The organism is Polaromonas vacuolata (assembly GCF_012584515.1).
GTDB classification, from domain to species: Bacteria; Pseudomonadota; Gammaproteobacteria; order Burkholderiales; family Burkholderiaceae_C; genus Polaromonas; species Polaromonas vacuolata.
On sequence record NZ_CP051461.1, the window covers coordinates 3,714,166 to 3,738,175 of the forward strand.

Sequence of the window (24,010 nt, forward strand, 5' to 3'; positions counted from 1 at the left end):
ACTGCTATAGATTTAGCAAGGGAGACACACCCAAAGTGAACACTTGGTGCAAATGCATCGCTGAGATCACGCCATTTTTAGTGAAAAGTCTATTTTGCAGCTGGCAAAAATAAAACGACTGTGGCAAATAAAGTCTCAACTTATGTCAGTAAAAAAACATAAATAACCATTTTTTTTTATTTTTTTCAAAAACAGTAAAAATACAAGTTGATTCAAAAAGTAATGCTTAATTAAGTAATCCTCAGCTTAAAAGTGATCTGCAAAAATATTTGCTATGAAAAAAAAGATTGTTTCGATCAACAACGATAACGTTGTGCAACATCTGACATACCTGTCACATGGGTTGGATGGGCAAAAAGTCACTCAAGCCTGTGATGCTGTGGGCGCGCGCCTAAGGCGCGAAAAACCAAAACACAAATCGACCCAACTTAGTAGAGCGTGAGTTGTTTTCAATGAACAACACTAACCGCCGACTGCGCTGGATAACCTCCTTGGCGGTGATGACAGTGCTGGTGGGCGTCTGGATAACCGCCGCATTAATTTTACAAAATCTACTGCGCACCACGGTGCATGATGAAGATCTACGAAACGCCGGTCAGGCCCAAGCATTTGCTGAGTATTCGTCATCGTCCATCAAACGTATCGATGAATTCATGCTCGATACACGCGAGGTGTATGACGGTAACGCGGAAAAGTTTGCGTCTCTGGTCAAGCGCCGCCAGGCCAACATCGCAGACATAGCCTTTCAAGTTGGGGTGATAGACAAAGACGGACTCCTAGCATTCACCAACCTGAGCAAACCCAAGCAGCGTTCAGATCTGAGTGACAGGGAGCATTTTCAGGTTCACAAACAAGCCCCATTTGCAGACAAGCTGTTTATCAGCACTCCTTTAAAGGGCAGGGTATCCGGCCTGTGGTCAATACAGTTGACTCGACCAATTTTTAAAGAAGGACTATTTGACGGCGTTTTAGTCGTCTCCATCAGCCCCAGTTTGCTGGCCGCGTTCAACGCCAAAATTGGTGGCGACATCAAACGTTCGGTCGGCATCATCAACGCCAAAGGCGTTGTTTTGGCGCGCTACCCAGAGTCGGCTACGGCAATTGGCCAAGTCGTCAAGGACAGCCCTTTTTTGACAGCCAGTGCGCCAATCTCTGGCACCTACAGGCGCATCGGCAGCATCAACAAACAAGACAGTTTGTTTGGTTATTACAAAACGCCAGAATACGGTCTGAATTTTGTGATCGGCGTGCCCATGGACACTGTAATGGCACCCTACCGCCAGAGCCGCCAACAAATCATCGCCGTGACCGTGAGCATCAGTTTGTTGCTACTGGCATTTTGGCTAATGGCTTTTCGCGCCTTTTCTAAGCTGGAGAAAACGCAGCGCGATCTCGAACAGGCGAGAGACAGCGCCCACTCGGCCAGCATCGCCAAAAGCGAATTTCTGGCCAATATGAGCCATGAAATACGTACGCCCATGAATGCTATTTTGGGCATGTTGCACCTGCTGCACACTACTGAACTAACAACTCGCCAGACTGACTACACCAAAAAAACCGAAAAGGCAGCGCGCTCGCTGCTAAGACTAGTTGATGACATCCTAAATATTTCAAAAATAGAAGCGCGCAAGATAGAACTAGACCTGAGACCGTTTGAGCTCCAAAGTATGCTGGATGACCTCTCAGTCATTTTGTCAGCCAACCTGAACGACAAAGCACTTGCGCTACGTTTTATGGTCGATCCAGACGTACCGCCAGTTCTTCGCGGCGATGACATGCGGCTGCAGCAAGTGCTGATCAATATCGGTGGCAATGCGATTAAATTCAGTCAGGAAGGCGAGATTCTTATCCGCGTCCAACTAATCGAGAAGAGCGCTAACGACGCATTGCTGGAGTTCTCTGTGCGCGACAACGGCATTGGCGTCGCCAAAGAAAATCATATTCACATTTTCGACAGCTTCTCTCAAGCCGATACGTCAACCACACGCCGCTATGGCGGTACCGGCCTAGGTCTGAGTATTTCAAGCCGCATCGTAGCGCTGCTGGGCGGCGAGCTAAAGATTGACAGTGCGCTCGGACTGGGTAGCAGGTTTTACTTTCAAATTCGCTTACCGCTGTCTGAGATGCCGGCTAAAGCAGTGGTCATTCCAGTTAGCGTGCCCGCTGATATCAAGCCGCCCGGCAGGCTGGCAGGCTTACGCTTGCTGGTGGTGGAAGACAATGAAATCAACCAGTTAGTAGCCCATGGTCTACTCAGCCTAGAGGGTGCAAACATCACGCTAGCGGGCAACGGCCAGCTAGGGCTGGACGCCATCGCCAGTAAGGCACCGTTTGATGCGGTGTTAATGGACATGCAGATGCCGGTAATGGATGGCTGTGCAGCAACCCGTGTCATTCGCCAAGAGCTAGGCCTGAGCCATTTACCAATCATTGCCATGACCGCCAATGCCATGTCTGCGGACCGCCAAGCTTGTGTTGAGGCTGGTATGAATGACCATATTGGCAAGCCTTTTAAGCTCGACGAGCTGGTGGCCACACTGCAACGTTGGACAGGACACGCTCGTGAAGCGACAGCGGTATTGGCAACCGCATCGACTACTCACGGCATCGATATCGTTGCCGCACTGGGTCGCCTCGACGGCAACGAAAACTTGTTTGCCAGCAAACTACATAGCTTTGCCACCAGCTTGAAGGGCTTACCCAGCCAAATCAACGCGCAGTTGCGCAGCGATGCCGACCCGCAGGCGGCGAGCCGAACGCTGCACACCCTCAAGGGACTGGCCGCTACCGTGGGCGCAGAGCAGCTTGCCCAAGTCGCCGCAAAACTAGAGTCGCGTGCGCAAAATGGCATGCAGACCAACGACTACGAGCCTATGCTGGCGCAGTTACAACAGGCCATCGACACCACCCTTTTGGCGCTCAAACCGGTGCTAGCGCGTTATCAGGTTTAACGCAGACCGAGTCAAGGTGAACAGATTGACTCGGTCTGGGGCCGCGCTGCGCGACAATCGATTGATGACGCCTCCTGCACCCATCACACCATTGAGCTTGCGCTCACCGCTTCTACGAGGATCTGCCCTTTGCCTAACACTGATACTGCTGTGGGATTTCTCTGGCTTTGACCTGTGGATGGCGCAACTCTTTGGCAGCCCGCAAGGCTTTTCCCAAACCAATAGTTGGCTGTGGGCCGGCCTTTTGCACGACGACTTACGGCCTTATCCTTGGTTGTTGGAGATCGCGCTGATTATTGCGGTTTGGTGGCCCCTAGGCTCGCTGCGATTAATTAGCCGCGCCCGACGCGCTCAGTTTGCCTTAACCACACTGCTGGCCTTGCTGCTGGTCTCCAGCATCAAAATGCACAGCAGCACCAGCTGCCCTTGGGATTTAGAACAGTTTGGCGGCGTAGCGCATCATGTATCGCACTGGACTTGGGGCGTGAAAGATGGCGGCAGTGGCGGTTGTTTCCCGGCCGGCCATGCCTCGGCGGGCTTTGCCTTTTTAGGCGGGTTTTTTGCCTTGCGCCATGGCACACCTAGCAGTGCTAAACGCTGGCTGATAGGCGCCATGATGGCTGGACTGATTCTGGGACTAGCCCAGCAGATACGCGGCGCGCATTACATGAGCCACACCTTGTGGACGGCTTGGTTTTGCTGGTCTGCCGCCGCCGCTGTAGACGCGGTGTTTAGCTTATGGATTGCGAAGCGGCAGCGTTCACAAAAGACGTAACCCGCTCCAGCACCGGCGCTTGTGCCCTGAGCACCGCCGCCATAGAGGCGATTAGCGTGACATGACTGACACCACTAAAGAGTTCTACCTCTACCTCAACGCCGCGGCTTTTGAGCATGTTGGCTAAGGCCACCGTGCTGCGCTGGGGGTCAACCACATTGTCAAGTCGCGCCGCTAGCAACAATGCCGGCGGCGACTGAGGCGAGGCTTGGGCGGCATGCATCAAGGGTTGGGTATCTGCTGCGGTGTCTGGCCAGCTAAACGCGACCCGCGTCTGGCTGTCACCAATGGGTAAAAAGTCGTACGGTCCAGCTAAGCCGATCCAGCCCGCTAGCCGCGTGGGGATTAAGCCGACTTCGACTAACCAGCGCGTGTCTAGAGCCAACATAGCCGCGTTGTAAGCACCGGCGCTGTGGCCCATGACAAAAATTCGATCTGGATTTGCACCGTAGTCAGCCGCATGGTCAAACGCCCAGCGCACCGCGTGAGCACAGTCTTCAACAAAACCGGGATAAAGCGTCTGCGGACTGAGCCGGTAATCGGCCACCACCACGACTATGCCCTGAGAAGCCAGTGCCTCGCCCACAAAGCGGTAATCAGCGCGCTCGCCCGAGGACCAGCTGCCGCCATAGAAGAACACCACCATAGAGGTCTGTTTGGCATTTGCCGGCGACAAGTTTTTGGGCTGATAAATGTCTAGCCGCTGGCGCGGATCTGGCCCGTAAGCCCGACCTTTGACGCGCAAATAAGTGTCGTCCGGTACGGTAGCGTTGAGCAAATCCACAGCCGAGCAGGCTGACAGAACAGCGGGCAACATGGCGAGCAGGGATCTTCTTGGCAAGGTCGAGTCAATCAAGTTCATAGAAAATATACGATGGTCTTAGCAAACTAGATTCAAGCCGGTGACAAAGCGACTCAAAATAATATGTGTACATATCGTAGCGCGAATCCACAAAATCTTGGCGCTTGCCTCGATCAACAGTAAAACCACTAGCACCTCAAGCGCGCTATAGCTTTAGTTTTAGCTTTAGGCCACGCGGCAAATCTTGAGCATATTCGTGCCGCCTGGCGCGCCCATGGGCTCACCACAGGTGATGGCATAGACATCGCCACTCTGCACGATGCGTCGGCTCAAGAGCTGAGTTTCAGCATCCTTCAGCGCAGTGTCACGGTCGGCGCTGGTATCCATCAACAGCGGCTTGACATTGCGGTATAGCGCCATCTTGCGCTGGGTCGTTAAGCGCGGTGTGAGCGCGTAAATCGGCACGCGTAAGTCATGTCGGCTCATCCAAAGTGGCGTAGAACCGCTGTCGGTCAACGCCACAATCGCCTTAGCACCCATGTGGCTGGCACTGAACAGCGCGCCCATGGCAATCGCTTGGTCTATGCGTGCATAGACTTTTCCAGTGATGTCCGACTCAATGCCTTTGTACTCGGCTTTCTCAGCTTCCAAGCAAATTTTGGCGACTTCTTGCACTGTCTCTAGCGGATAACGACCGGCGGCGGTCTCGGCGCTCAGCATGACGGCGTCGGTGCCGTCGAGAACGGCGTTGGCCACATCGCTGACTTCTGCGCGGGTCGGCACTGGGTTGAGAATCATGCTCTCCATCATCTGGGTCGCGGTAATCACCAGTTTGTCGTTGGCTCGGGCTAGCTTAATCATGCGTTTTTGCAGCGCTGGCACGGCCGCATTGCCGACTTCAACCGCAAGATCTCCACGCGCCACCATGATGCCGTCGCTGACGCGCAAAATTTCCTCTAGATTAGGAATCGCCTCGGCGCGTTCAATCTTGGCGATCAGTCCGGGCTTGTGCTTGTACTGGGCGGCTGCCACGTTGCACAGCTGACGCGCCATTTCCATATCCGTCGCATTTTTGGGAAAGCTCACCGCCACATAGTCAGCCTGAAAACTCATGGCGGTCTTGATGTCTTCCATGTCCTTGGCCGTGAGCGCCGGCGCGGTCAGCCCGCCGCCTTGCTTGTTAATGCCTTTGTTGTTCGATAGCTCACCGCCGAGTTTGACGGTGGTGATGACTTCCTCGCCCAGCACCGCGTTCACGGTCAGCACGATCAAACCATCGTTAAGTAGCAGCACATCACCGGGCCGGACATCGCGCGGCAATTCTTTGTAATCCAGACCTACGCCGCGTATGTCGCCGGGCTCGCTGCGCGAAGCGTCAAGCACGAACTTTTCACCGGGGACCAATAAAACTTTACCCTCGGCAAACTTACCGACTCGGATTTTCGGCCCCTGAAGGTCAGCCATGATGGCCACTTCACGACCAGCGCGTAGCGAAACCTCACGCACCACTTGGGCGAGCCGAATATGGTCCTCAGCTTTTCCGTGGCTAAAGTTAAGGCGCACGACGTTAACGCCAGCGCGAATCATTTGCTCTAACAACACTGGGTCGCTTGAGGCGGGGCCTAGAGTGGCAACAATCTTGGTGGCGCGACGGGTCATGGCTTGTCTCCTTGTAATTTAGTTTCTTATTTTGCATGAAATAAGTTACCAACCGATTACCAAAGAGATCGCACAGACGCTGAAGTTTTACGCAAGCTGACGCCGTAGCTCAGTCTGAAAAATAGCCAGACCGAACTAAACGCAAGGTTTTAAGCGGCGCGTTGCTGCAAGACCTCGAATGCGGGCAAGGTCTTGCCTTCGAGAATTTCCAGAAAAGCACCGCCGCCAGTCGATATGTAATCCACTTGTTTTTCAATGCCGTACTTGGCAATAGCAGCCAAAGTGTCGCCGCCGCCGGCGAGTGAAAAAGCGCTGCTCTGCGCAATCGCCTTAGCGATGCCTTCTGTGCCATGCGAGAAGGCTTCGAACTCAAACACCCCAACCGGGCCGTTCCAGACCACCGTGCCGGCAGCCATTAACTGCTCGGCCAGCAAGGCCGTCGTTTGCGGGCCAATATCAAGAATCAAATCATCGTCTTCCACCGCATTCGCGGCCTTAACCGTGGCCACCGCATCGACAGAAAAACTTTTCGCCGTCACCACATCCACAGGGATGGGCACGGCCGCGCCGCGCGCGCGCATGGCTTCTATCACGGCTTTGGCTTGAGGTAGCAAGTCTGCCTCGGCCAAGCTTTTTCCTATATTTAGGCCAGCCGCGAGCATAAAGGTGTTGGCGATACCGCCGCCGACAATTAACTGATCAACTTTGCCTGCTAAGGCCTTGAGTATGGTCAGCTTGGTCGAGACCTTGCTGCCCGCCACTATCGCTACCAACGGCCGACGTGGCTCGCTCAAAGCGTGCGAGATCGCGTCCATTTCTGCCGCTAACAGTGGGCCAGCGCAGGCCACCGGTGCAAACTGGGCGATGCCGTAGGTCGACGCTTCGGCGCGGTGCGAAGTACCAAACGCGTCGTGCACAAATACATCGCAAAGTGCGGCGAGTTGCTTGGCCAATACCGGATCATTTTTCTTTTCGCCCGGGTTGAGCCGGCAATTCTCTAGCAGCACCAGCTCGCCCGGTGCAACGCTAACGCCGGTGACCCAGTCGCTGCGCAAAGAAACCGTACGGCCCATTAGTTCAGACAGGCGCTTAGCAACCGGTGCCAGCGAATCGGCAGGCTTGAAATGGCCTTCCACGGGACGACCCAAATGCGAAGTCACCATCACCGCAGCGCCGGCGTCCAGCGCCATTTGTATGCAGGGGATGGAAGCGCGAATACGTGTGTCTTCGGTAATATTGCCGGCATCGTCTTGGGGAACGTTGAGGTCAGCGCGGATAAAAACACGTTTACCAGCCAGCTGGCCACCCGTGCACAAATCAGAAAAGCGAATGAATTTCATGGGACTTCAAGTTGGGGACAAGGCCAGCAAAGGCTGCCGACGCCAACGATTGTAAACATCGCCGCCCGTTACCAACCCAGCCCCACATGCAATGGTAAATACACCGCCATGCCCGCCACTATCGTGCCGAGCAAGCTGCTGCGCCAATAAAACCAGCCAACACCGCAAAGCGCAGCATAAATACGTGCATCTTTAAAGGTGGCAATGAGGTGGCCTTGGCTCATGACAATCTCTGGGATGATGACCGCAGCCAACGCCGCAATCGGTGCATAGTGCAGACCGCGCTGTGCCCACGCGGGCAACGTCCAGGGCTTGTCAGACAGAAAGAAAAATGACCGGGTAAGTATGGTCACCAACACCATGCCTATGATGGTGATGACAGTTCCTAAATCGGTCTGATTCATTCTGCGCCCTTGTCTTTGGCTGGCTCAGCAAGCGCATGCCGAGTGGGCCGCTCTAGCAGCAAACACAGCGCCACCCCAGCAGCAATACCGACCAAAATATTCAGCTTGAACGGCAGCGCAAACACCGCCACCGCAGCCATACCGGCGACCCCTGCGGACACCACGCGTAAGCGGGTGCTGGCGAGCGAACACAAAATGCCCACTAAAGCCAAAATACCGGCAAAACCCAGACCCCAAGAAACAGGAATTACATTGGCCAGCGCTATACCTATCAAAGTAGGAATTACCCAACTAAACCAGCCTAAGCCAGCATTACCCAACCAATAAGCGTCTTGAGCTTGAACACCAGCTGCGTCCTGAGCGGGAAGGGCAAAGCGGCGGGTGAACATGACGTAATTCAGGTCGGCCATTAGATAGCCGCTGAACAACCTGCGCCGCAGCGACTGGTGCATCACATAAGGCCGTAAATGCGCACTGAACACAACAAAGCGCAAATTCACACAAAAGGCGGTGGCGAGCACCACCCACATCGGCGCGCCAGCCAGAATCAAGGGGGTAGCCGCGAGCTGAGAGCTACCGGCAAAGACAAAAATACCCATGAGCAAAGACTCGACAAGACTCAGACCAGACTTGGACATGGCCACTCCTGTCATCAAGCCCCATGCCGCAATGCCCGGTGCCACCGTAGAGATTTCGCGCATGCCGCGTTTAAATTCCGGGTGTTTAAACAACTCGCGCATGCCGTGCCTTTTATGGGTTGCCGGATTGGTTAGTGCCAAAAATCATACCGGCCTGAATGTCAAAGCCGCGTAAAAAATCTGCAGCGGCCAGCGCCTTGCCGCCGGCTTTTTGCAGCTGAGTTGCGCGCAGCACGCCATCAGCCGTGCAAATGTCCACACCAGCAGCGCCCACAACCAACACTTGGCCGGGTACGGCCGCAGTGGGTCGAAGATCAGCTAGCAAATTAGCTTGGCGAAACTTAATAACCTCTGCGCCCAAGTTACTTGACGCCACCGGGAAGGGATTAAAGGCGCGAATGCGTCTTTCGATCTGCACCGCGCTTTGTGACCAGTCAATCAAGGCCTCGTGCTTTTCGATTTTGTGAGCGTAAGTCACTCCCTCTGTCGGCTGGACTTGGGGTTTTAGTGCGCCGCTAGCAGAAAGTGCCAGGGCCTCGACTATCAATTCGCCGCCCATGCTGGCGAGCCGATCGTGCAGGGATTCTGTGCTGTCGTCCGGCGCAATAGTCGTATCGACGCGCAGCAGCATGGCGCCGGTGTCTAAGCCCGCGTCCATTTGCATGATGGTCACACCCGTTTGCAAGTCGCCGGCCTCAATAGCGCGATGTATCGGTGCAGCACCGCGCCAGCGCGGCAGCAATGAGGCATGAATATTGAGGCAACCGAGCGGCGGCAAATCCAGTACCCACTGCGGCAGTATCAAGCCGTAAGCGGCCACCACCATGGCGTCGGCACGGGCAGCGAGCATTAGCTCGCGGGCGGCTAAGGCATCGTCAGGATATTTGCCATCAAGGCGCAGACTGCGCGGCTGAGCGACGGCAGTTTGGTGCTCTAACGCCCACTGTTTGACACTTGACGCCTGCAGCTTCATGCCGCGACCGGCCGGTCTATCTGGCTGGCTTAGCACCAGGGCAATCTCAAAGCCGGCAGCGTGCAAGCGCTCTAGCGCGACGCGGGCAAACTCGGGTGTACCCGCAAAAATCAAACGCATAAGGCTTTAGTCGTCCTGATTTTTAATCTGTTTAACCATCTTGGTCTTGATGCGATTGCGTTTGAGTGGCGAGAGATACTCAACGAACACCTTGCCTAGCAAATGGTCCATCTCATGCTGCATGCAAACGGCTAGCAAGCCCTCAGCCTCGTAGGTTTGCTGCTGGCCTTGCAAGTCTAGCGCTTGGACGCGCACCGAACTAAAACGCTCGACACCGTCGTAAATGCCGGGCACCGACAGGCAACCTTCGTCATTGACCTCAGTTTTCTCGCTGGTCCAGACGATTTCGGGGTTGATCAGTACCAGTGGCTGATCGCGGTCCTCGCTGACATCCATGACCACCAGGCGTTCATGTACATCGACTTGGCTGGCGGCTAGGCCAACACCTTCGGCGGCATACATGGTCTCAAGCATGTCGCCAGCCAGAGTTTTGATGCGCGCGTCAACAACGGCGATGGGTTTTGCAACGGTGTGCAGGCGGGGATCGGGGTAGCGAAGAATAGTGAGTTGTGTCATGCGCGGGCTTAAAAGGGCCAAAAATGCCAAATAGTATGTCTCTATTTTCGCTATGTTTTTAAACTTCTGATCGCCAAGGGCTTGTCGGTCAGCATTTTGATTGCTAAATCAATGCCATGGGCACAAAATAATATGTGTTTTCTGCCGATAAAAACGGGCCGGGTAGCCGCTCCGACACCTGAACACGAAAGCCTGAGGAGCCTTAAAGATGCAAATTAATTTTGGCCGTTTAAGCCGTATTTCAATCGCTCTGGCCTTGACCAGTACCGCTTTGGGCCTACAGGCTCAAAATTTTCCCATCACCGCGCAGCAAAAATCTATGGCGAATCAAGTCGCCCAAGTCGGTTTGGCGCTGGGCGAGCTCAACGCCAATGCGCCCGATAGCTACCGTGTCAAGCGCGGCGACACGCTCTGGGCTATCTCAGCCATGTTTCTTAAAAGCCCTTGGCTCTGGCCAGAACTGTGGGGCATGAATTTGCAGGAAATTGAAAACCCGCACCGCATTTATCCCGGCCAACAACTCTATCTTGACAAATCCAGCGGCCGCGCCTTGCTGCGCACCGCTCAAGCAGGCGTTGGCGAGGGCAACGACACAGTGCGGCTATCGCCACGCACTCGCTACGAAACACTTGCTGACAACGCGATCACCAGCCTCGCACCGGGCGTGATTGAGCCTTTTTTAGCGGAACCACTGATTGTTGATGAAGCGACTTTTGCCAACGCGCCGCGCATAGTCGCCACCCAAGAAGGCCGCGTACTACTGAGCCGCGGCGACCGCGCCTATGCACGTGGCCTGTCTCAGGGCGGAACAGCAGGCAAAGCCTTGAGTGATGCAAAGGGTGAGCCTCTTGACTACCGCGTCTTTCGCAATGCCACACCACTCAAAGACCCGGCTAGTGGCGAAGTGCTGGGTTACGAGGCGCAATTTGTGGGGCGTGCCGAACTGGTGCGCGGCGAAGGTCAAAGCAGCATGGCAACGACCGATGGCAAAGCCAAAAATGACATAGTGCCGGCCACCATAGACATCGTTCAGGCCAAAGAGGAAATGCGTGTTGGCGACCGACTGTTACCCGAGCCGCCACGCGAGTTGCTCACCTATCTCCCACATGCACCGGCCATACCAGTCGAGGGACAGATAGTGTCAGTCTACGGTAGCGCCGTCACTTATGCCTCTGAAAACCAGGTGGTAGTCATCAATCGCGGCAGCAAAGATGGCGTAGAACGCGGCCATATCGTGGTGGTGCGTAAAAACGGCCAACGTCTGGCCGACAACACAGAAATAGGCAAACCCGGGCTCAAACTGCCCAATGAACGCAACGGTTTGATGATGGTGTTTCGCACCTTTGACAAGCTCTCTTATGCGTTGGTGCTGCAAATTTCCGATGGCGTGAAAGTCGGCGACCGCTTTAACAACCCTAACTGAGCTAGCCGCGCCGATCTGACTCACCGACATGGATACGCACGAACTAAAAGCTTGGCTTAGGTTGCTATTGCTGCCAGGCATTGGCAACCATGCCGCCCGGGTTTTACTCAGCGCCTTTGGCTCGCCGCAGGCAGTGTTCGAGCAAAGCGTTTCGGCACTCATGCAGCTGATGCCGGCCAAGCTGGTGACGGTGATTCAGACCGAACCTGCGCGCCTTGGTGCGCTGCTGCAAACCACGCAGGAATGGTTGGCGCGATCAGATGACCGGCGTTTGCTCGCACTGGGCGACGCCGATTATCCGGTCAGCCTGCTGCAGACCGAAGACCCACCACTGCTGCTGCACTTACTCGGCTTACCCTTGGACGCTAGCTGCGCTGCCAGCTTAGCCATGGTGGGCAGCCGTAACCCGACACCTCAGGGAGCACTCGATGCCAAGCAATTTGCCCAGGAATTCGCCAGCGCCGGCCTATGCATAGTCTCAGGCTTGGCGCTAGGCATAGACGGTGCGGCGCATGCGGGCGCAATCGCCGGTGGCGGTAAGACAGTGGCGGTGGTTGGCACTGGACTGGATCAAGTCTATCCTCGGCAACACCAAGCCTTGGCGCGCCAAATTGCCCAGCAAGGCACTTTGATCAGCGAGTACTGTCTGGGGACACCACCACTGAGTGCAAACTTCCCCAGACGCAACCGTATCATTTCCGGTTTGTCACAAGGCGTTCTGGTGGTCGAAGCGGCTCTCAAGTCGGGCTCACTCATCACCGCAGGCCAGGCCTTGGAGCAAGGCCGAGAAGTATTCGCGATACCGGGCTCGATCCATTCGCCGCAGTCGCGTGGCTGTCATGCGCTGATCAAACAAGGCGCTAAGCTAGTGGAGACTGCCAAAGATGTACTGGAAGAATTAAAGCTTCCCCAGCGTTCAAAATCTACACAAAGCAACACCATCACAAACCAAACACCACCCAACCCACTAGGACAAACCTTGCTAACCGCGCTGGGTATGGAGGTTTTAAGCCTAGACCAGCTACAAGCGCGTACCGGTCTGGCCACAGCGGTGCTACAAGCTGGCCTGCTGGACTTAGAGATAGACGAGCATCTAGCAAGACTGGCGGGTGGGCGCTTTCAGCGCCTAGTCAGGACATGAAGACCACCCAGTGAGAGCTCGAACATTCAGACCTCAGCCAGCGCCAGCAGACCCAAGGCGAAATAAATCGAAAGGGATAATGGTTAAGCGAGAAATCAACCCGAACAGCTTGCGTAACTGCGTTATATTGAAATATGTTTGAAGTGCTTGTGTACGTTTATGAGAATTACTGGCAAGGCGATGCCTGTCCGGAATTGCCGCAACTAGGCCGAAAACTAACGGCTGTCGGCTTTGAAGTCGAAGAAATTCAAGCCGCACTGATTTGGCTAGATGGTTTGAATTTGGCCGCTCAAAGCACACAAATTTATGTCCCAGACAGCAGTGACGAACTGGCGTTGACGGCAAATCAGTCCTTAGGCATTCAGTCCAGTCACAGTCTTCGGGCGTACTCGGTACAAGAACAAGACTATTTGGGCGCCGAAGCGCTAGGCTATGTACATTTTCTTGAAACCGCTGGTGTTTTACCGCCGCATATGCGAGAAATTGTGCTGGATCGTGCCATGGCAGCGTCGGGAGAGCCGGTCGGCTTGGATGATCTGAAAATCATCATCCTGATGGTTTACTGGAGTTTTGGCGAGGAACCTGACGCCTTAATCCTAGACGAGCTGTGCGATGACGCGCAGGTTAGAACCGCACACTAACGCTTGGTTCTAGATAGCTTTTAGCCGCTAGCTACGCCTTCACGCGCAGTTAGAAACATTCGCCGCACTTGATTTAGCTTAGGTCAGTTCAATAAACGCTCAGGATTAGCGTCAAGTTTGCCCAAGGCTTCGCGGGTAGCGCGCATGGTCAAGGTCTCGTCCTCAGTCGGCACTAGCAAACCGGCATGCAAATAGGCACTCAGGCGACGCAGTTGAATCAAAAAATTTCGACCATCAGACGCAGCAAACAAATACAACTGCTTGCGCTCGCTGCGCCAAGCAAACTGAACTCGGCTGATACGTCCGTTGTGGTCCAGACTAAACCATGATCCAATTTCTAGTTCTAAAGCCCACGCGCGCATAGCATCTTTAAACTGTCCGCCGCCATCGGTGATGATCTCCAAATCGGACGCGTCAATCCCCATCAGCGTGAACAAACTGTCAGCATCTAGCGGCAAGTCACCCACATCCTCATCACTCAGATAGTCCTCAAGATTGATCAGACGCTTGGCAAGCTGTCCAATTCGTTCGGGAGAAATAAAGTCTGTTTTGGACATGAAAGCGTCTGCCAAGATATCGCTAATTGTCTTGATATACGCATCTTGCGATTCGGCCGACATGCTGAGTAGACCCATGCCATGTCTCAGCAGTTGCAATAGCATGGGCAATTCAGCAATTACCTTGGCGCGGTCATTACGGTCTGGCTTGGCACTCGCGGCCCAGACCAAGTCCACGGCGGCCTGCTTAAAGCGTATCGTTTCATCGTGTTGCGGGCCTTTTTGCATGGCGGAAATTGCCATTGTCTCGGCCCAAACTTTGAAAAGAAATCCCTGAATTTCATCGTGCACAGGCATGTCATTGAGCATGTTGCGTAACTCAATCGTGTACAAGATGACCATGATCTCCTTCTGCTCGATTTGCTGGGCAACGCTTATCACCCGCGCAGCGCGGCCCTTTACGGACAGGAATTTAGACAAAAATAATTCAAACTCCTGAAACACCTGCTCAAATACCTGCCGGCCAACATCCGGGTATTGCTCTATGACCTGAACCACGCGGCGTATCTCGCACTCCATGGCACCACCGGCTACCGCTACATCAAAACCGAGCACACAAGAGCCTATGCGATCAATCAGCCGCCGCGCGGGATGCTGCAGCGAATCGAAAAATTCAACATCAGCAATCGCCACCCGCAGCACTGGCATCTGCAAACGTGCAAACCAAACCCGTATGACTGGGGGAATACGCTCCTCAGACAAAATACTTTGGAACATCAAGGCGACGATTTCAATCGTGGCTTTTTCAGTCGCATTTGAAGCCGCTTTTTTAAGTCTGTTACTGGTCTTACGCAAACGACCCGCGACCTGTTCGAGCTGGGCTGTGCCGCACGCGGTGATGTAACTGTCAGCATAGATAAGCTGGGTCTGCTCAAGACTGAGGGTAGACGGCATGATTGCGACAGCCATGGCCTGCTTAAGTCCTGGCGAGAGAACTGTCTCACTGGTTTTAATCTCTACGTCGAGACGCGCGCCTACCAAGCGCCGCAAATGACCCATCACACCCAAAGCCCGCATACGTGCCCGCTTCAGCGGTGTGCTCGTGACCTGCAAAGCATCTTCCCCGTCAAGCCTACGCTGACCCGTTTGATTACTACGTAAAACACGTTGGGTAAAAACTGAGACTTCGCCCTCAAGTCCTAAACCCGCCTGATTGGTATGCGCCGTGCTACTGCCTGCATGACTTGACGGAGTACGCCTTACCAGCGGGCGCAGGTCAATATCGGGCATCACGCCTTGCGCAATCAAAAACGCATTACTGGCGTGATAAGCATTGAGCAAATCGTGGGAAAAATAGTCTTGCAGAAGGTCTTGCAGCCTGACCCATAATTCGCGCGGCAATCTAGCCGCAAGCCACTGTGTCACCAGATGTTGGCTGATTACCTCGGGACGCAAAATATCGTTGCTTTGCAGATCTGTCGAGCCCTCGAGCTCACGTATGCGCAGGCGTAAGTCGTTGAGTTCCCAACTCGCCAAATCCATCACACGCAAGGCTAAACGGGAAGCGAGGATTTTGTTTTCCACCACAGCGTCGTCCATCAACTCCAATTGAGTGCCGCCTGTCTTAAACACTGAAGACGCAAAAGATGACGGAGATGGGACAACCACTGAGTTGGCACAAGCTTTTTGCCAAGCCAGCGAGACACCGTTAAACCATGTTTGATGATGGGCGCGAAAAGCCAGAAGACCATCGCGATAAAGTTGTATCTCAAACGGCGGTGCTGCTTGCTCGGACAGCAGCTGCAACTGATCGCTAATAGCTTGTGCGAGTTCGGGAAATGCTCGCCCAGCTTGTTCAATGAAAAGCTCGCGAGCACTGAGTGCTAAATGACTTTTTTTGGCGTTATGTTGTGACACAGCCGAATTAAAGAGTTACCTTTAAGCTTACACCGTTGCGCCCGAATTAGGGTCATTTGGATCTTCATCTTTTTTCGCCCCCGGTTTGACCAAGTCCTCACGCCGTATACCTAGCCACATCGCGATCGCGGCAGCCACGAAGACCGAGGAGTAAATACCGAACAAAATACCGATAGTCAGCGCTAACGCAAAGTAAAACAAGGTTGGGCCACCAAAGAGCAACATGGACAACACCATTATCTGAGTAGACCCGTGAGTGATGATGGTCCGGCTGATCGTAGAGGTGATAGCGTTATCAATGATTTGCGGTGTATCAAGTTTGCGGTAGCGCCTGAAATTCTCGCGAATACGGTCAAAAATCACCACCGATTCGTTGACCGAGTAGCCCAGCACCGCCAGCACCGCAGCGAGCACCGAAAGCGAGAACTCCCACTGGAAGAAAGCAAAAAAGCCCAAAATAATAATCACATCGTGCAAATTGGCAATGATGGCCGCCACCGCATATTTCCACTCGAAGCGAAAAGCCAAATAAATCATGATGCCCAGCACCACCATACCAAGGGCTTTCAGTCCGTCTTGGGCGAGTTCTTGACCGACTTGCGGGCCGACAAACTCGGTGCGCTTCATCACAACATTGGGAGAATCGGTTCTAAGCGCGCCCATGACACGCTCACTTTGCTGGGCTGTCGAGACGCCTTGCTGAGACGGCAGGCGAATCATGACGTCGCGGGCAGTGCCAAAGTTTTGCACCTGCACATCACTAAAGCCTAGCTCGGTGACCAGTTTGCGAATTTTCTCCACCTCAGCAGGCTGGCTGTAGCTGACCTCCATGACCGTGCCGCCGGTGAACTCCACCGATAAGTGGAGGCCACGCGAGAACAGAAAAAATACCGCCATCGCAAAAGTGACGAAAGAGATAACGTTAAACACAAGCGCATGCCGCATAAACGGTATGTCTTTTTTGATTTTGAAAAATTCCATGTCTGGTTTCCAGTAACTGTCTAGGCGCTGAAGGCGCTTACTTGAGCGATGCGGATTTTTTGCCGGTGGAGGCTGAAACTGACTTTCCAGTCACAGGCGGACGCCAGATCGTACCGATCGAGATGGACTTGAGTTTTTTCTGTCGTCCATACCAAAGATTGACCAAGCCGCGCGAGAAAAATACCGCCGAGAACATGCTGGTCAAAATACCAATGCAGTGCACTACAGCAAAGCCGCGCACTGGACCAGAACCGAAAGCCAACAAAGCTAAACCGGCGATCAACGTACTGATGTTGGAGTCCAAAATCGTCGCCCAAGCGCGCTCATAGCCCGAGTGAATCGCCGCTTGCGGTGAGGCGCCGTTGCGCAACTCCTCTCGTACCCGCTCGTTAATCAACACGTTGGAGTCAATCGCCATACCCAGCGCCAGCGCCATCGCAGCCATACCCGGTAGCGTCAGGGTCGCTTGCAGCATGGACAGTACCGCCACTAACAACATCAAATTCACCGCCAACGCGATGCCCGAAAACATGCCAAACAGCATGTAGTAGCAGCCCATGAACAAAATGATGACCAAAAAGCCCCAAGCGACGCTCTGAAAGCCCTTGGCGATATTTTCTGCACCCAGCGTAGGGCCAATAGTGCGCTCTTCAATGATTTCCATAGGAGCGGCCAGCGAGCCGGCACGCAGTAGCAAGGCTAAGTCACTGGCTTCCGCAACGCTCATAGAGCCAGAAATTTGGAAGCGATTGCCTAACTCACCCTGAATCACAGGAGCAGTCAACACCTCGCCGCGACCTTTTTCGAACAACACAATAGCCATCCGCTTTCTCAAGTTTTCGCGGCTGGTATCGCGCATGATGCGGCCACCCTTGGCGTCTACCGTCAAATCGACCTTGGGTTGCTGACTTTGTGAGTCAAAACCGGGCTGAGCATCGGTCAAGCTCTCGCCAGTGATGATGACTTGGCGCTTGACAATCACAGGCCGGCCATCACGTTGCAAAAAGCGCTCGGAGCCAAAGGGCACGGGGCCTATGCCGCTTTCGGCGGCGCGACCTTCGCTGCTGTCGTCAACCAAGCGCATTTCCAGCGTTGCGGTGCGGCCTAGTATGTCTTTAGCCTTGGCAGTGTCTTGCACACCCGGCAGTTGCACCACGATACGGTCCAGACCTTGCTGCTGGATCACCGGCTCGGCAACGCCGAGCTCGTTAATCCGGTTATGCAAGGTGACAATATTTTGCTTTAGCGCTTGATCTTGTATCCGGCGTGCGGCTTCAGGCTTGATGTTGGCTTTAAGAACATAGTCAGTCCCCACAGCGGCGTCGGTGCTTTGCAGATCAGGAAACTGATCTGTCAGCAAATTTTTAGCCGCCGTTAAAGTCTGGCTATCGCGAAAGCGAATCTCTATGACTTGGTCATTTCGGCTAATACCAGAGTGACGAATATTCAAGTCGCGCATATACAGACGCAAGTCGCCCGCCAGCGATTCGGCTTTTTTACTCAATGCTGCTTGCATATCAACTTGCAGCATAAAGTGCACGCCGCCGCGCAAGTCCAGACCCAAATACATGGGGCCGGCATGAATCGCGGTCAGCCAAGCTGGTGAGCGTGAGAGCAAATTGAGCGCCACTATGTAAGAGGCGTCATTCGCATCTGGGCTGAGTGCCGTCTGAATCACATCCCGGGCTTTTAACTGGGTGTCGGTGTTGGTAAAGCGCGCCCGCACAGAAGTGCCGTCCAGCGTCACAGCTTCTGCTGTGAGACCGGCCGAGCTTAAGGCTTGCTGCACCCGGGCAACCGTGGTGGCATCGACCTTGACGATCGATTTGCTGCTCGACACCTGAACCGCAGGCGCCTCGCCAAAGAAATTAGGTAAGGTGTAGAGAATCGCTATCAGCAAAGCGAAAACTATGACCACGTATTTCCATACTGGATAACGATTCATGAGCGTGCTGTTCCTAGTGAACTAAAAAGGCAAAGGTGCTGTGCACGGCCGCCCCTAAGGGCAAGGCCAGTGACTTATTTGACGTTATTGATGGCGCCTTTTGGCAGTACTTGAACGATGGCGCTGCGCTGGAGTTGAACTTCAACACCGTCAGAAATTTCCATAGACAAATAGCCGTCTGAAATCTTGGTGACCTTGCCTAGCAAGCCGCCCGCTGTGGCGACTTCGTCACCCTTAGCCAGAGCCTCAATCATGGCCTTGTGCTCTTTTTGCTTTTTCATCTGTGGACGAATCATCACAAAGTAAAGCACAACGAACATCAAAACCAAAGGCAGCATGCCGGTAACGGAGGACATGATGCCACCACCGCCAACAGCGGCGGCCGGGGCGGTCTGGGCAAAAGCAGAAGAAATAAACACGGCAAACTCCACATCAGTTATTGGATAAAAAAAGCAGGCGCTGCCCATTCAGGCAGACCAGAAACCTAATGGCATTGTATGCGGCAAGAATGAAGCTACTCGCTAGCTATGGCCGCGACAGCGTGAGGTCATAGGCAGAGTCAAAAAGCCAGCGACTGCAAAAAAAGAGGTGTGCGGTAAAAAGAAGGGGGAATTAAAGAAAAGAGCGTCGCCGCGGCAAGCGGGTGGGCAGAGCCAAGGGCGCTTGATCCGGCGCAGCCAGACCCAACTCGGCATTAATATCGCGCTGCTCATCTTTGCTTAAACACTCAAAAGCTGTCAAACATTTTTGCGGATTAAAACCTTCGGCCAATAGTTCTTGCTCGAACACTTGGCGCTCTTTTTTCAAAATCTCAATTTGATGCATCAGGACTAACTGATGCTGTCTAAAGGCGGCGTTGTTAAATGGTCCTTCTAGGCTAGATAAAGTCGCATCGGATAAGTTGGCAGAAGAAGACATCGCCCACTCCTTTAAAAACAATCAAAGATATTTAACCACTTGGAGCCGCACAAAGCGGGCCGGCACTTTATGCATTCCACATCACTGTAGGCATTCGGGGGAAATGTTCAACTTGTTTTTTTAGCCTATGTCGAAAGTCTTTTGCATAGCGCTCGCCAACTTAGGCGGCGAGTTTTTCACCATCCCCAGCGGCGTGAAATGCCTGCATAGCCAACGGCCACTGAGTCCGCGCCAGCAGCAAATTGCGCGCCTTGACGTGGCCAAAGCCCTTGATCATTTCGGGTATGCGCGCCACCTCCATTGCGGCCTTGTGGTTGTTGGCATTGAGGCTTTCCAGCACGTCGTCCATGCTGGCCATGTAGTCGGCTATCAGCGCGCGCTCCTCGCGACGCTCTTGGGTGCGACCGAACGGATCAAAAGCCGTGCCGCGCAAAGCCTTGAGTTTGGCCAGCAGCTTAAAGCCGGTCAACATCCAAGGGCCAAACTTTTGCTTTTGTGCTTCGCCATTGGCATTTTTTTTGCCGATTAAGGGTGGGGCCAAGTGGTAGTTGATCTTGAAGTCTCCCTCAAACATGTTCTCCACTTTATCCAGAAATCTACGGTCGCAATGCAGGCGTGCAACTTCATACTCGTCCTTGTAAGCCATTAACTTAAACAGATAACGAGCCACGTTTTGCGCCAGCGTCGTACTGCCTAGCGCCGCTTCGACGTGCTCGACTTTGCGGATAAAAGCCGCGTAAGTCGCCGCATAAGACGCATCTTGATAAGCGGTCAAAAACTCGACTCGTCGGGCCACCAAATCAGGCAAAGCCTGGCGCGCTGTTGGCATAGCGATGACTTGGCTGGACGCAAACAGTTTTTCTAGCGCGGGCAAATCCACTGCAGCATGCCGGCCCCACGCAAACGCGGTTTTGTTATTTTCGACGGCGACGGCGTTGAGCTCAATCGCCCGCGTCAAGGCCTCAAAACTCAGTGGTATCCAACCCTTTTGCCAGGCATAGCCGAGCAGCATGGGGTTGGTGTAAATGCTGTCGCCCATGAGTTTGGTGGCAGCCGTATCGGCATCAAAAGCGCCGACGCTGGGTTGTCCCACCGCCTTGATAATTTCGGCTTGACAAGCACTGCCGGGGTTTTCCCAGCCGCCGTTGTGTACGAAGCTGGCGGTAGGCGCACTGTGCGCGTTCAGCACCACGCGGGTACGGCCTAACTGCATGCGGGCCATGGTTTCTTTGTTGGCCGAGACAATCGGGTCGCAGCCAATAATCAAGTCAGCACTGGCAGTGCCCACGCGGGTGGTGCAGATCTCACCAGACTGCTGGCTGATCAACACATGGCTCCACGTACTACCGCCTTTTTGCGCCAGCCCGGCAGCGTCTTGGGTGATGATGCCGCGGCCTTCCAGATGAGCGGCCATGCCCAACAACTGGCCTATGGTGATGACACCAGTGCCGCCAACGCCGGCCACCACAATGCCCCAGAGGGAATCTTTTTTGAGCAGCGGCAGCACTGGCTCAGGCAACGCGCCGAGCTCAGACGGACTGCGTTTGTTATCTTTTTTAGACTTGCTTTTCAACGTGCCACCTTCGACCGTCACAAAGCTGGGGCAAAAACCCTTGACGCAAGACATGTCCTTGTTGCAACTGCTCTGGTTGATTTGGCGTTTGCGGCCAAATTCGGTCTCTAGCGGCTCGACGCTCATGCAGTTGGACTGCACGCCGCAGTCACCGCAGCCTTCGCACACCAGCTCGTTGATGACCACGCGCTGGGCCGGATCGACCAGCGTGCCGCGCTTTCTGCGGCGGCGCTTTTCGGTGGCGCAGGTCTGGTCGTAAATAATGACTGTTGTGCCTTTGATCTCGCGAAACTGTTTTTGCAAATCATCCAGTTCATCGCGGTGATGCACGCTTGTGCCTGAGGCCAACGAAACACCTTCGTACTTCTCTGGCTCGTCAGTCACGACTATCACTTTGACCGCACCCTCGGCACTGACCGACTGCGCAATCTGCGCCACCGAGTGGCCCTCTGGCCGCTCGCCCACGCGCTGACCGCCAGTCATGGCTACCGCGTCGTTATAAAGAATTTTGTAGGTAATGTTCACGCCGGCGGCGATGCTTTGGCGAATCGCCAGCAAGCCGCTGTGAAAGTAAGTCCCGTCGCCAAGATTGGCAAACATGTGGGTGTCAGTGGTGAAAGGCTGCTGACCTACCCAAGGCACGCCCTCGCCGCCCATTTGGGTAAAGCCCATGGTGCTGCGGTCCATCCACAGCGCCATGTAATGGCAACCAATACCGGCCATAGCGCGCGAACCTTCTGGTACCTTGGTTGAGGTGTTGTGCGGGCAACCAGAACAAAACCAAGGTGTGCGCTCGCTGTTAACCACTAAAGCGGTCAACGACTGCTCTTTAGCGGTGAGCACGGCCAGACGCGCGTCTATACGGGCCAGCATGTCGCCATCCAAGCCTAGCTTTTTAATCCGTGAGGCCAAGGCTTTGGCGATTAAGGCGGGCGAGAGATCGGCATTGGCGCGCAGCAAGGTGTTGGCCGAAGGATTCGCCATGCTCCACTCACCGCCCTGCTGCAGGCCTTCGCCTTCGTTGAACTTGCCCACAATGACTGGCCGCACATCAGAGCGCCAGTTGTAGAGTTCTTCCTTGAGCTGGTATTCGATGACTTGGCGTTTTTCCTCGACCACCATGATTTCTTGCAAGCCGGTAGCAAATTCACGCGTGAGCTGCGCTTCTAGCGGCCAGACCACGCCGACCTTGTGTAAGCGGATGCCGAGCTGGCGACAAGTCTCGTCGTCTAGGCCTAGGTCTAACAAGGCTTGACGCGTGTCGTTATAAGCTTTGCCGCTAGCGATCAGGCCGAAGCGATCGTTTTTTTTGCCTTCAATGGCGTTGTAGTTCAGCCGATTCGCGCGTATGTAAGCTAAGGCCGCGTACCACTTGCTGTCAAACAAACGCTGCTCTTGCTCTAGCGGCGCATCCGGCCAGCGTATGTGTACGCCGCCTGGGGGCATCTGAAAATCAGTGGGGATTTTGATCTGTACGCGGTTTGGATCAATCATGACGCTGGCCGAGGATTCGACAATTTCTTGAATCGTCTTCATGCCAGCCCAAACACCGGAGTAACGACTTAGCGCGAACGCATGCAGGCCTAAATCCAAAATTTCCTGCACGCTGGCGGGGAAAAATACCGGCAGGCCGCAAGCCTTAAAGATGTGGTCGCTCTGATGAGCCGCAGTAGAGCTCTTGGAGATATGGTCATCCCCAGCTACCGCGATCACGCCGCCCCAAGCGGTGGTGCCCGCCATATTCGCATGCTTAAAGACGTCTGCAGTGCGGTCTACGCCTGGGCCTTTGCCGTACCACATACCAAAAACGCCGTCGTATTTATTCGTGCCGGGCGGTGCAAAACCCAGTTGCTGGGTACCCCAAACGGCGGTCGCGGCGAGCTCTTCGTTCACGCCTGGCTGAAACACGATGTTTTGTGCCTTGAGGTGAGCGCTGGCGCTCCACAGTGCTTGGTCATAGCCGCCTAGCGGTGAGCCGCGGTAGCCCGAAATAAAGCCGGCGGTGTTTTTACCCTGCTGCTGGTCGCGCTGGCGCTGCAGCATGGGTAGGCGCACCAAGGCTTGCACACCGCTCATGAAGGCTTGACCGTGATCAAGACTGTATTTATCGTCAAGCGTGACCGTGCTTAGCGACTTGCGGATGGATTCTGGCAAGGGTGCGTTCATCTTTTTTGTCTCCTGTAGTTTGCCGAGCGGTTAAGCACCGGATAGGTTCTTAACCAGAGGGTTAAAGCCGGCACACCGCGCCAAATAAAAGCTTGTGGCTCTTTGCGCATTGCATGTCTTCGCTACAAAGTGTATGCCCAACAGCAGGATAAATCTTGTCGCCGAGGCGTCGCGCTTGAGCGCTGCCGTTAAACCCGCGAGCAGCGCACCAACACTGGCTTTGTTGGGTAATGCAGCACGGCCTGACGGCCATTAGCACCTAAACCGAACTCAGCGCGCATGCGGGGGTTGCTAAAAACTTTTTGACCCGCGCCCTGACCACCCGCATCTAGGTATAGCGTTTCTTGACCGCGCGTGCTGTCGAGAACGACTGTGTCAACCGTGAAGTTGGCCAAAAACTCAGTGCTGTGGTCACAGCGGTAATGCACGGCCAGCAGCTGCGGAGTATCCAAACCCACCACCTCCCGAGTCATGCTGCAAGCCTGCAGCAGGGCGCATAGCAGCAAGCCCATGCCGACGCGCATGGTTGGCCGTCTGGTGACGCTGTCTGTCAGCTGCTTTGACGGTAAATCTGTGCTGTGCATATTGACCTTTTGGCGTGAAGTGAAAGAAAAAGTAAGACGCATTAGG

The 24,010-nt window shown here is 54.3% G+C and carries 19 protein-coding genes; 5 read left to right on the forward strand and 14 right to left on the reverse strand.

The features are described 5' to 3' along the window. Positions 1-452 precede the first annotated feature (452 nt). Both HC248_RS16920 and HC248_RS16925 read left to right on the forward strand, forming a co-directional pair. Positions 453-2,951, forward strand: a complete 2,499-nt coding sequence (locus HC248_RS16920) for a hybrid sensor histidine kinase/response regulator (protein WP_168923500.1) — start codon at positions 453-455, stop codon at positions 2,949-2,951. Between the two features lie 25 nt (positions 2,952-2,976). After that, positions 2,977-3,726: a phosphatase PAP2 family protein gene (locus HC248_RS16925; RefSeq protein WP_238342666.1), complete on the forward strand. Its 750-nt coding sequence runs from the start codon at positions 2,977-2,979 to the stop codon at positions 3,724-3,726. On the opposite strand, the gene HC248_RS16930 is transcribed toward HC248_RS16925, so the two are convergent. From HC248_RS16930 to def, 7 genes are all read right to left on the reverse strand, one after another. Then, on the reverse strand, positions 3,683-4,588 hold the full coding sequence (locus HC248_RS16930; RefSeq protein ID WP_168923501.1) for an alpha/beta hydrolase: 906 nt from the start codon (positions 4,586-4,588) through the stop codon (positions 3,683-3,685). The two genes, HC248_RS16925 and HC248_RS16930, sit on opposite strands and share 44 nt — an antisense overlap. A gap of 165 nt (positions 4,589-4,753) precedes the next feature. Continuing rightward, entirely contained in the window at positions 4,754-6,187 is a 1,434-nt protein-coding gene (gene pyk / locus HC248_RS16935) for a pyruvate kinase (RefSeq protein ID WP_168923502.1), read from the reverse strand. Positions 6,188-6,336: 149 nt separating this feature from the next. Beyond that, complete coding sequence (locus HC248_RS16940) at positions 6,337-7,527, reverse strand: phosphoglycerate kinase (protein WP_168923503.1); 1,191 nt, start codon at positions 7,525-7,527, stop codon at positions 6,337-6,339. Positions 7,528-7,595: 68 nt separating this feature from the next. Beyond that, positions 7,596-7,931, reverse strand: coding sequence for an AzlD domain-containing protein (locus HC248_RS16945; protein ID WP_168923504.1), 336 nt, complete (start codon positions 7,929-7,931; stop codon positions 7,596-7,598). Beyond that, a complete protein-coding gene (locus HC248_RS16950) occupies positions 7,928-8,671 on the reverse strand; it encodes an AzlC family ABC transporter permease (protein WP_168923505.1) in 744 nt (247 codons plus the stop codon). The genes HC248_RS16945 and HC248_RS16950 overlap by 4 nt, the downstream gene beginning before the upstream one ends. Positions 8,672-8,681: 10 nt before the next feature. After that, complete coding sequence (gene fmt, locus HC248_RS16955) at positions 8,682-9,662, reverse strand: methionyl-tRNA formyltransferase (protein WP_168923506.1); 981 nt, start codon at positions 9,660-9,662, stop codon at positions 8,682-8,684. A 6-nt stretch (positions 9,663-9,668) separates the two neighbouring features. Further along, on the reverse strand, positions 9,669-10,178 hold the full coding sequence (def, locus tag HC248_RS16960) for a peptide deformylase (RefSeq protein WP_168923507.1): 510 nt from the start codon (positions 10,176-10,178) through the stop codon (positions 9,669-9,671). 208 nt (positions 10,179-10,386) lie between these two features. On the opposite strand from def, the gene HC248_RS16965 reads away from it, so the two are divergent. The 3 genes from HC248_RS16965 (at position 10,387) to HC248_RS16975 (ending at position 13,383) form a co-directional block, all read left to right on the forward strand. Next, a complete protein-coding gene (locus tag HC248_RS16965; protein ID WP_168923508.1) occupies positions 10,387-11,601 on the forward strand; it encodes a LysM peptidoglycan-binding domain-containing protein in 1,215 nt (404 codons plus the stop codon). Positions 11,602-11,629: 28 nt separating this feature from the next. After that, on the forward strand, positions 11,630-12,742 hold the full coding sequence (gene dprA / locus HC248_RS16970) for a DNA-processing protein DprA (protein ID WP_168923509.1): 1,113 nt from the start codon (positions 11,630-11,632) through the stop codon (positions 12,740-12,742). Positions 12,743-12,876: 134 nt separating this feature from the next. After that, positions 12,877-13,383 carry a Smg family protein gene (locus tag HC248_RS16975; protein WP_168923510.1) on the forward strand — a complete coding sequence of 169 codons (507 nt, stop codon included), beginning with the start codon at positions 12,877-12,879 and terminating at the stop codon, positions 13,381-13,383. 83 nt (positions 13,384-13,466) lie between these two features. On the opposite strand, the gene HC248_RS16980 is transcribed toward HC248_RS16975, so the two are convergent. From HC248_RS16980 to HC248_RS17010, 7 genes are all read right to left on the reverse strand, one after another. Continuing rightward, the gene (locus HC248_RS16980; RefSeq protein ID WP_168923511.1) at positions 13,467-15,797 is read right to left on the reverse strand and encodes a DUF1631 family protein; all 2,331 of its coding nucleotides are present in this window, start codon (positions 15,795-15,797) and stop codon (positions 13,467-13,469) included. Between the two features lie 27 nt (positions 15,798-15,824). After that, on the reverse strand, positions 15,825-16,778 hold the full coding sequence (secF, locus tag HC248_RS16985) for a protein translocase subunit SecF (protein ID WP_168923512.1): 954 nt from the start codon (positions 16,776-16,778) through the stop codon (positions 15,825-15,827). Between the two features lie 37 nt (positions 16,779-16,815). Further along, positions 16,816-18,723, reverse strand: a complete 1,908-nt coding sequence (secD, locus tag HC248_RS16990) for a protein translocase subunit SecD (RefSeq protein WP_168923513.1) — start codon at positions 18,721-18,723, stop codon at positions 16,816-16,818. Positions 18,724-18,797: 74 nt separating this feature from the next. After that, positions 18,798-19,142 carry a preprotein translocase subunit YajC gene (gene yajC / locus HC248_RS16995; RefSeq protein ID WP_168923514.1) on the reverse strand — a complete coding sequence of 115 codons (345 nt, stop codon included), beginning with the start codon at positions 19,140-19,142 and terminating at the stop codon, positions 18,798-18,800. A 193-nt stretch (positions 19,143-19,335) separates the two neighbouring features. Then, the gene (locus HC248_RS17000; RefSeq protein WP_168923515.1) at positions 19,336-19,641 is read right to left on the reverse strand and encodes a hypothetical protein; all 306 of its coding nucleotides are present in this window, start codon (positions 19,639-19,641) and stop codon (positions 19,336-19,338) included. 160 nt (positions 19,642-19,801) lie between these two features. Next, positions 19,802-23,380 (reverse strand): indolepyruvate ferredoxin oxidoreductase family protein, encoded by a 3,579-nt coding sequence (locus HC248_RS17005; protein ID WP_168923516.1) that lies wholly within the window; start codon positions 23,378-23,380, stop codon positions 19,802-19,804. Positions 23,381-23,568: 188 nt separating this feature from the next. Continuing rightward, positions 23,569-24,006: a hypothetical protein gene (locus HC248_RS17010; RefSeq protein ID WP_238342667.1), complete on the reverse strand. Its 438-nt coding sequence runs from the start codon at positions 24,004-24,006 to the stop codon at positions 23,569-23,571. Positions 24,007-24,010 lie beyond the last annotated feature (4 nt).